This is a genomic window from Stagnimonas aquatica (genome assembly GCF_003730135.1).
In the GTDB taxonomy this organism is placed as follows: domain Bacteria; phylum Pseudomonadota; class Gammaproteobacteria; order Nevskiales; family Nevskiaceae; genus Stagnimonas; species Stagnimonas aquatica.
On sequence record NZ_RJVO01000006.1, the window covers coordinates 235216 to 242614 of the forward strand.

At 66.5% G+C, this 7399-nt stretch carries 6 protein-coding genes; 4 read left to right on the top strand and 2 right to left on the bottom strand.

Annotated elements, in window-relative coordinates; genetic code table 11:
• Positions 1-58: 58 nt before the first annotated feature.
• On the top strand, positions 59-1570 hold the full coding sequence (locus ED208_RS13565; RefSeq protein ID WP_123212454.1) for a glycosyltransferase family 39 protein: 1512 nt from the start codon (positions 59-61) through the stop codon (positions 1568-1570).
• A gap of 74 nt (positions 1571-1644) precedes the next feature.
• On the opposite strand, the gene ED208_RS13570 is transcribed toward ED208_RS13565, so the two are convergent.
• Positions 1645-2781, bottom strand: a complete 1137-nt coding sequence (locus ED208_RS13570) for an OmpA family protein (RefSeq protein WP_158608558.1) — start codon at positions 2779-2781, stop codon at positions 1645-1647.
• Between the two features lie 79 nt (positions 2782-2860).
• Positions 2861-4279, bottom strand: a complete 1419-nt coding sequence (locus tag ED208_RS13575) for a WS/DGAT/MGAT family O-acyltransferase (RefSeq protein ID WP_233575072.1) — start codon at positions 4277-4279, stop codon at positions 2861-2863.
• Positions 4280-4464: 185 nt separating this feature from the next.
• On the opposite strand from ED208_RS13575, the gene ED208_RS13580 reads away from it, so the two are divergent.
• The 3 genes from ED208_RS13580 to ED208_RS13590 all read left to right on the top strand — a co-directional run.
• The gene (locus ED208_RS13580) at positions 4465-6261 is read left to right on the top strand and encodes an N-acyl-D-amino-acid deacylase family protein (protein WP_123212457.1); all 1797 of its coding nucleotides are present in this window, start codon (positions 4465-4467) and stop codon (positions 6259-6261) included.
• The gene (locus ED208_RS13585; protein WP_123212458.1) at positions 6258-6932 is read left to right on the top strand and encodes a TetR/AcrR family transcriptional regulator; all 675 of its coding nucleotides are present in this window, start codon (positions 6258-6260) and stop codon (positions 6930-6932) included. The genes ED208_RS13580 and ED208_RS13585 overlap by 4 nt, the downstream gene beginning before the upstream one ends.
• A 79-nt stretch (positions 6933-7011) precedes the next feature.
• Positions 7012-7399: leucine zipper domain-containing protein (locus tag ED208_RS13590; protein WP_148044764.1), on the top strand; the 388-nt coding region annotated here is incomplete at its 3' end.

Genomic DNA, 7399 nt, shown 5'->3' on the forward strand with positions numbered 1-7399 from the left:
GAATCCGCCGCTAGGCCACTCCTGCGCGCGGGCTCATCCCCCGGGCCACCACCGATTCATGACCGCCAGCGCCCGCTCCCCCCTGCCTGTCCTCCTGCTGATCCTGCTCATCGGCAGCGTCTACCGCGCGCTCGCCCTGCACTGGGCCGGGCTCAATCTCTACGTCGACGAGGCGCAGTACTGGACCTGGTCCCAGAGCCTGGCCTGGGGCTATTACTCGAAGCCGCCGGTGATCGCCGCGATCATCGCCTTCACCACCGAACTGTTCGGCGACGGCGAGCTGGCGATCAAGAGCGGCGCGCTGCTGCTCTACCCGCTGACCACGCTGCTGGTGTACGCGCTGGCGCTGCGGCTGTACGACCGCCGGGTCGCGTTCTGGAGCGCGCTGACCTTCTTCACGCTGCCCGGCGTCGCCTTCTCCTCGGTGATCATCTCCACCGATGTCGCCCTGTTCACGAGCTGGACCGCCGCCTGCTACGGCCTGCTGCGCGCACTGGAAAACAACCAGTGGCGCTGGTGGCTGCTGGTGGGGCTGGCCGGCGGCATCGGCCTGCTGACCAAGTACACCATGGGCATCTTCGCGGTCTCGACCCTGCTCTACCTGGGCCTGACGCCGAGCCTGCGCGCGCAGCTGCGCAATCCGCGCCTGTATCTGGCGGCGCTGCTGTCGGCGCTGGTCTTCGCGCCCAATCTCTGGTGGAACCATCTGAACGGCTGGCCGACCTTTCAGCACACCGCCGACATCTCCAATCTGGAAACCGGGCCGGGGCTGCATTTCGACGAACTCTCCGAGTTCCTGCTCGGTCAGGCGGCGATCATCGGGCCGGTGCTGTTCTTCGCGCTGATCGTGCTGATCGCGCGGCCCCGGCAGTGGCTGGCGGAACCGCGCCAGCGCTTCCTCGCCTGCATGGCCCTGCCCTTCCTGCTCATCATCAGCCTGCAGGCCCTGCTCGGCCGCGCCAATGCCAACTGGGCGGCGATGACCTATGCCAGCGGCACAGTCTGGCTGGTGGCCTGGCTGCTGCAAGCGGAGCGCCGACGACTGCTGATCGGCGCCATCGCGCTGAACCTCGCGCTCGCCTCGCTGGCCTACCACTATCACGCGCTGACCCGGCTGGCCGGTATCGAGCTGACCCGCAAGAGCGACCACTACAAGCGTGTGCAGGGCTGGGACCGGGTCGGCGCCGAAGTGCGCCAGCGGCTGATCGACAACCCGGGTGCGATCCTGCTCACCGACCAGCGCGATCTGATGAGCGAGCTGCGCTATTACGCGCGACCGCAGTCGGACAACGCGGTGATGTGGAACCCGCGCCACGAGGTGGTCAGCCACTACCATCTGGTGACCAGCATGGACGACAAGATCGGGGCTGACTTCCTCTACATCACCCGCGACGAGCGCCTGCCGGACGAAGTGGCGATGCGCTTCTTCGAGACCCTGCCGCTGGAAGCGATCCATGTGCCGGTGGTGCCGGGCTGGTCGCTGGACTTCCAGGTGTTTCTGCTGCGGCGCTTCCAGGGCTATGAGGGCCCGCTGCCGCTGGACCGGCCACCGGCGCCGCCGCTGAACTGAAGCGGCCGCCCTGAGCCACGAAAAAGCCGCCCCGCGCTTGCGCACGGAGCGGCTTGGCGACGAACCGCTTCGGGCTACTGCTTGGTGACGCTGAACTCGACGCGGCGATTCTCGGCGCGGCCGTCCTTGGTCTTGTTGCTGGCGACCGGCTTGGCCTCACCCAGACCCTCGGCAGTCAGGCGCTTCGGGCTGATGCCCTCGCCGATCAGGTAGTCACGGGCGGCGTTGGCGCGCAGCTTCGAGAGCTTGAGGTTGTAGGCGTCGGCACCCACCGAGTCGGTGTGGCCTTCGATCAGCAGCTCCATGCTCGGCTGGCCGCGCAGGCCTTCCGCCACCTTCGACAGCGACTGCTTGGCGGCAGCCGTCAGCCGCGCCGAGTCGAACTCGAAGTTGATGTCGTGCAGCACCACCTTGGCGGTCTTGATCGCGCAGCCGCTGGCGTCGACCTTCATGCCGTAAGGCGTACCCGGGCAGGCATCAACCGGATCCAGCACGCCGTCCTGATCGCTGTCCTTCGGAGCCGGCGGCGGGGGCGGGGGCGGCGGGCAGCCGTTGGCGTCCACCACGCTGCCCAGCGGCGTGTTCGGGCAGCGGTCGCGGCTGTCGGGCACCCCATCGCCATCGCTATCGGCCGGCGGCGCGGGCGGCGGCGGAGCGGCAATCACCGGCGGCGGCGTGTCGCCGCCAAAGGCGATCTGCACACCGGCGTTGATGCGGGTGTCCCACAGGTGGGCGTTGCCCGCCGCAACCTCGTTGTCATTTACCCGGTAGCGCTTGGCATCCAGCCGCAGCGAGGTACGCTGATTAACCGTGTAAAGCACACCGCCGCCGGCATTGAGAAAGCCGTGCCAGCCATCGTTGCTTGCACGATCGTCATACTGCATGCCACTGCCCAGCAGCAGGAATGGCGAAAAGCTGGCGGAGCGTTTAAAGGGATAGACCGCCAGGTCGAGTCCTGCGCCCCACAATTGCTCCGAGTCCGTGCTACTCAAACGGTCGGTCTTCAAACCGAAGACGTTGAGTTCGGAAGCCAGATAGTCACCGGCTGGCAAACCGAGCAGCAGTGTGGCGCCCAGCCCCTGATCGGTCTGACGATCAAGGTCTGGAGAGATGTAGCTGCCTTGCAAACCAAAATAAGGCCGGTCATCGGCTGCAAAAACTGCAGTCGTACAGGAAACCAGAGCCATCGCCATCAGAGGCTTCATCTTCATTGTTGTCTTTCTCCAGAGATAACGGAATGTCCACAGATAGTGCGGAACAGCCATGAATCCGCCCTTAACTGCCGCAAGTTCAGACCACCTTGCGTCGCTTGTGTTGCTGCTTCTCCACCGCCCGCTCCAGTTCCTCCAGCGACTCCGCCATGTAGGTGGCAAGGCGCTGCATGTGCGGCAGGGTGTCGCGGCAGCCGGTGAAGCCGACGTTGAACTGGCCGGCGTAGCTGACCACCGTGATGTTCAAGGCCTGACCGTGGCTGAGCAGGGAGATCGGGTACATCTGCTCCAGCCGCGCGCCGTTGAAGTACAGGTGCTCGCGCGGACCAGGCACGTTGGAGATGGTGACGTTGAACATCGGCCGCGTACGACCACCCAGACCGGTCAGCAGGCTGAGGATGTAGGGCGCCATGAACACCATGGTGTAGTTGTTGATGCCCGCCTTCGGCAGCGCCTGCAGCTTGTCTTTGGCGATGTTTGTGGATTCCTGGATCGCCTTCAGCCGCTTGAGCGGATCGGCCAGATGGGTATTGAGGTTGGCGATGATGAAGCTGATGGCATTGCCGCTGTCGCCGTCGTCGGCCGGGCGCACGCTGACCGGCACACCGGCGGTCAGTGGGGCATTGGGCAGTGCCTGGATCTCGTCGAGATAGCGTCGCAGCGCGCCCGAGCAGAGCTCCAGGAACACATCGTTGACGGTCACTTCGGCCGCCTTGGCGATCCGGCGGATGCGCTCCAGTTCGTAGTACTGGGTGGCGAAGCGCCGCTGGCCGCCGATCTTGCGGTTGAGGATGGATTTCGGTGCCACGAACGGCGCGGCGTGGGCCGGGTCGGTCTGGTTGAAGGTTTCACTGACCACTTCGCCCAGCGCCTTGATCACGCCGGGCAGGGTTTCCGCCTGCGCCAGGGCGAGACTCTTCAAACGCTCCGCCAGCGGTGCCTTGACGGCGCGCGGCCGCGCGCTGCCGCCGCCGCGTCCGACCGCCCAGGGCGGCAGTCGGTCGGTGGCCTCGGGATCAGAGGACAGCATGCGTTCCAGCATCTTCATGCCGCCGACGCCGTCGACCTGCGAGTGGTGCATCTTCACGTACAGCGCGAAACGATTGTTCTCCAGCCCCTCGATCAGGTGGCATTCCCACAGCGGCCGGTTGAAATCCAGCGGGTGCGAGTGCAGCCGCGAGATCAGCACGCCCAGTTCGCGCTCGCCACCGGGCGCCGGCAGGGCGCTGTGGCGGAAGTGGTAGTCGAGATCAATCTTGTGGTCTTCGATCCAGGCCGGCAGCACGCCCTTGAGCTTGGGCGACACCAGCTTGAGATTGAACGGCGGTGCGAAATTGCGGTGCTGCCTGAGGCTGGCAACGGTGTCGCGCAGGAAGTCCGGCGAGGCGTTCTTCGGCAGCGAGAAGATGGTCAGGCTGCCGACATGCATCGGCGTGTCGGTGGACTCAACCATCAGCCAGGCGGCGTCGAGCGGATTGAGCTTGTAGGTCTTTGCCACGGGTTCTCCTCCCATTCGTTATCGCGGCAGTGTAGCAACCGGGCTCTGCCTTGGCGGTCGGCGACAGCGGCTACGGCGCGGAGTCCGGCCAACGAATCAAAGATTGCGAGTGATCGGTTTCTAACCTAGTCTGCGCAACCATGAGCTGCGGCCAACTCGGACCGCAGACCCGCTGGAGGAGACCCATGCGCAATTTCGATCTGGTCATCAAGAACGGCCGCTATTTCGACGGCAGCGGCGGCCCTTCCGCCCGCAAGCACGTCGGCGTGCGCGACGGCCGTATCGCCGCCGTCTCCGACCTGCCGCTGCCGGAAGCCGGCGCCCAGGTGATCGACGCCGAGGGCCAGTGGCTGATGCCGGGCTTTCTCGACACCCACACGCATTACGACGCCGAGATGCTGGCGGCGCCGGGCCTGAAGGAAAGCGTGCGCCACGGCGTGACCACGGTGACCTTCGGCTCCTGCTCGATCGGCATGGTCTGCTCGGAGCCGGAGGACTGCTCGGACATGTTCACCCGCGTCGAGTCGATCCCGCGCGAGCATGTGCTGCCGCTGCTCAAGCGGACCAAGACCTGGAACTCGCCGCGCGGCTATGTCGAGCACCTTCAGACCATGCCGCTGGGGCCGAACGTCACCGCCTACCTGGGCCACTCCGACCTGCGCGTCGCGACCATGGGCCTGCACCGCGCGGTGGATAGCCAGGCCCGGCCCAGCGAGGCCGAGCTGCGGAAGATGGAACAGGTGCTCGAAGAGGCACTGGACGTCGGCCTGCTCGGGCTCTCCACCATGACCACCAAGTGGGACAAGCTCGACGGCGAGCGCGAGCGCAGCAAGAGCCTGCCCACCACCTACGCGCGCTGGAGCGAGTACACCCGGCTCAACCGCATCCTGCGCCGGCGCGGTCGCATCCACCAGGGAGCGCCGGACATCGTCACCAAGGTGAACATGTTCGCCTTCCTCTGGGAGAGCCTCGGCCTGTACGTCCGCAAGCCGCTGAAGACCACGCTGATCACCCTGATGGATGTGAAAAGCAACGGCCTGCTGCACCGGGTGGTCGGCAGGCTGGCGCATTTCTGCAACCGCGCGCTGCGCGGCAACTTCCGCTGGCAGGCGCTGCCCTGCCCTTTCGAGGTCTACGCTGACGGCATCGACCTGGTGATCTTCGAAGAGTTCGGCGCCGGCGAGCAGGCCCTGCACCTCTCAGACGAGATCGAGCGCAATGCCCTGATGCAGGACGAGCGCTACCGCCGCGCCTTCCGCAAGAACTACGAATCGAAGTTCAGCCCCCGGGTCTGGCACCGCGACTTCCACGACGCCAAGATCGTCGATTGCCCGGACCGCAGCGTGATCGGCCAGAGCTTCGGCGCGCTGGCCGATGCCAAGGGCATCCACCCGGTCGATGCCTTCCTCGATCTGGTGGTGGCGCATGGCAAGAAGCTGCGCTGGAAGACCACCATCGGCAACCACCGCAAGCAGCGCTTGAAAGCCATCGTCCGGGATCAGGGCGCGATCATCAGCTTCAGCGACGCTGGCGCCCATATCCGTAACATGGCCTTCTACAACTTCAGTCTGCAGATGCTGAAGCTGGTGTACGACGCCGAGCGCGAGGGCCGCCCCTTCATGCCGCTGGAGAAAGCCGTGTGGCGACTCACCGGCGAGCTGGCCGACTGGTTCGAGATCGACGCCGGCCACATCCGCCTGGGTGATCGCGCCGATCTGGTGGTAATCAACCCCGAAGGCCTGGACGCCAGCGTGCTGGCCTATGCCGAGGCGCCGATCCCCGAGTTCAACGGACTCGCGCGCATGGTCAACCGCAACGACCGCGCCGTCAGCGCCACCGTCATCAACGGCCGCATCGCCTACCGTCACGGCGAGTTCGCCGCCGACTTCGGCCGCGCCGCCGGCTATGGCCAGTTTCTCCCGGCCGGCGTGCCGGCCGGTGCCGGCAGCGCACCGCGTCTGCCGCTGGCGCAGGCGGCATGAGGCGCGCGGCAACGGCTGCGGCGTCGCCCCGGCGAGCAGCAGCCGCGCGTGCCAAACCAGCCGCCAGCCGCACCCAGACCGAGCGCCGCAGCAGCACCATCGCCAAGCTGGTGCAGGCCGGCACCGAGGCGCTGATCGAGCTCGGCTATGCGCGTACCAGCATCCAGGAAATCTGCCTGCGTGCCGGGGTTTCCCACGGCGGTCTGTTCCGCCATTTCCCCAGCCGGCTGGAGCTGATGAAGCGGGTGGCGGTGGAGGTCGGCGACGGCCTGCTGGATCGCTACCGGCAGCAGTTCGCCCGCCTCCAGCAGCACGCCCACGACCCGATCCGCCTGGCCCTGGAGCTATGCCGCGGCACCTGCCAGTCGCGCAGCCATCAGGCCTGGTTCGAGCTGATGATGGCGGCGCGTACCGATCCCGACCTGCGCGCCGCCCTGGCCCCGATCTGGGCCAGCAATCATGCCGATGTGCTGGCGCTGGCTGGACAGCTGCTGCCGGAGCAGAGTGGGCATCCGGACTTCGCTGCCATCGTCGACGTGATGGTGACCCTGATGCACGGCGAGGCGGTGGAGCGCTTCGTGCACGTCGACCCCGAGGTGGAGCAGCGGCGTCTGGCCTGGGCCCAGCAGGCGGTGCAACAGGGGCTCCTGCAAGCGGCTACCCGGCGCTAGGTGTCGTTTCTCACCACGTTGTTCAGTGATTTGAGGGTGCTGGGGACTCTGATGAGCTTTGAACTCATTGGGGTCTTGGATGCGGATACACGGCAATGCGCGGCTGACGGTGTCTGGGCGGCGGGAGTTGATTCGGCGGATTGAGGAAGAGGGTTGGTCGGTAGCCGATGCGGCTCTTGCGGCTTGCATCAGCGAGCGCAGTGCCTGGAAGTGGCTGGCGCGGTTTCGGGCTGAAGGCGATGCGGGTCTTCAGGATCGCAGTAGTCGCCCCGTGGCGATCCGGCGTCGGCTGTCGATTTCTGATCGGGAGCGGGCCAGCCAGCAGCGGGTGGGGAATCGCTGGCCCGTGGCGCGCATTGCAGACGAATTGGGGCTGCCCCGTTCGACACTGGCCCGTGTCCTGGCCCAGCAAGGCCTGGGCCGTCTGCCACCCCTCACGCCACCGCCGCCAGTGGTGCGCTACGAGC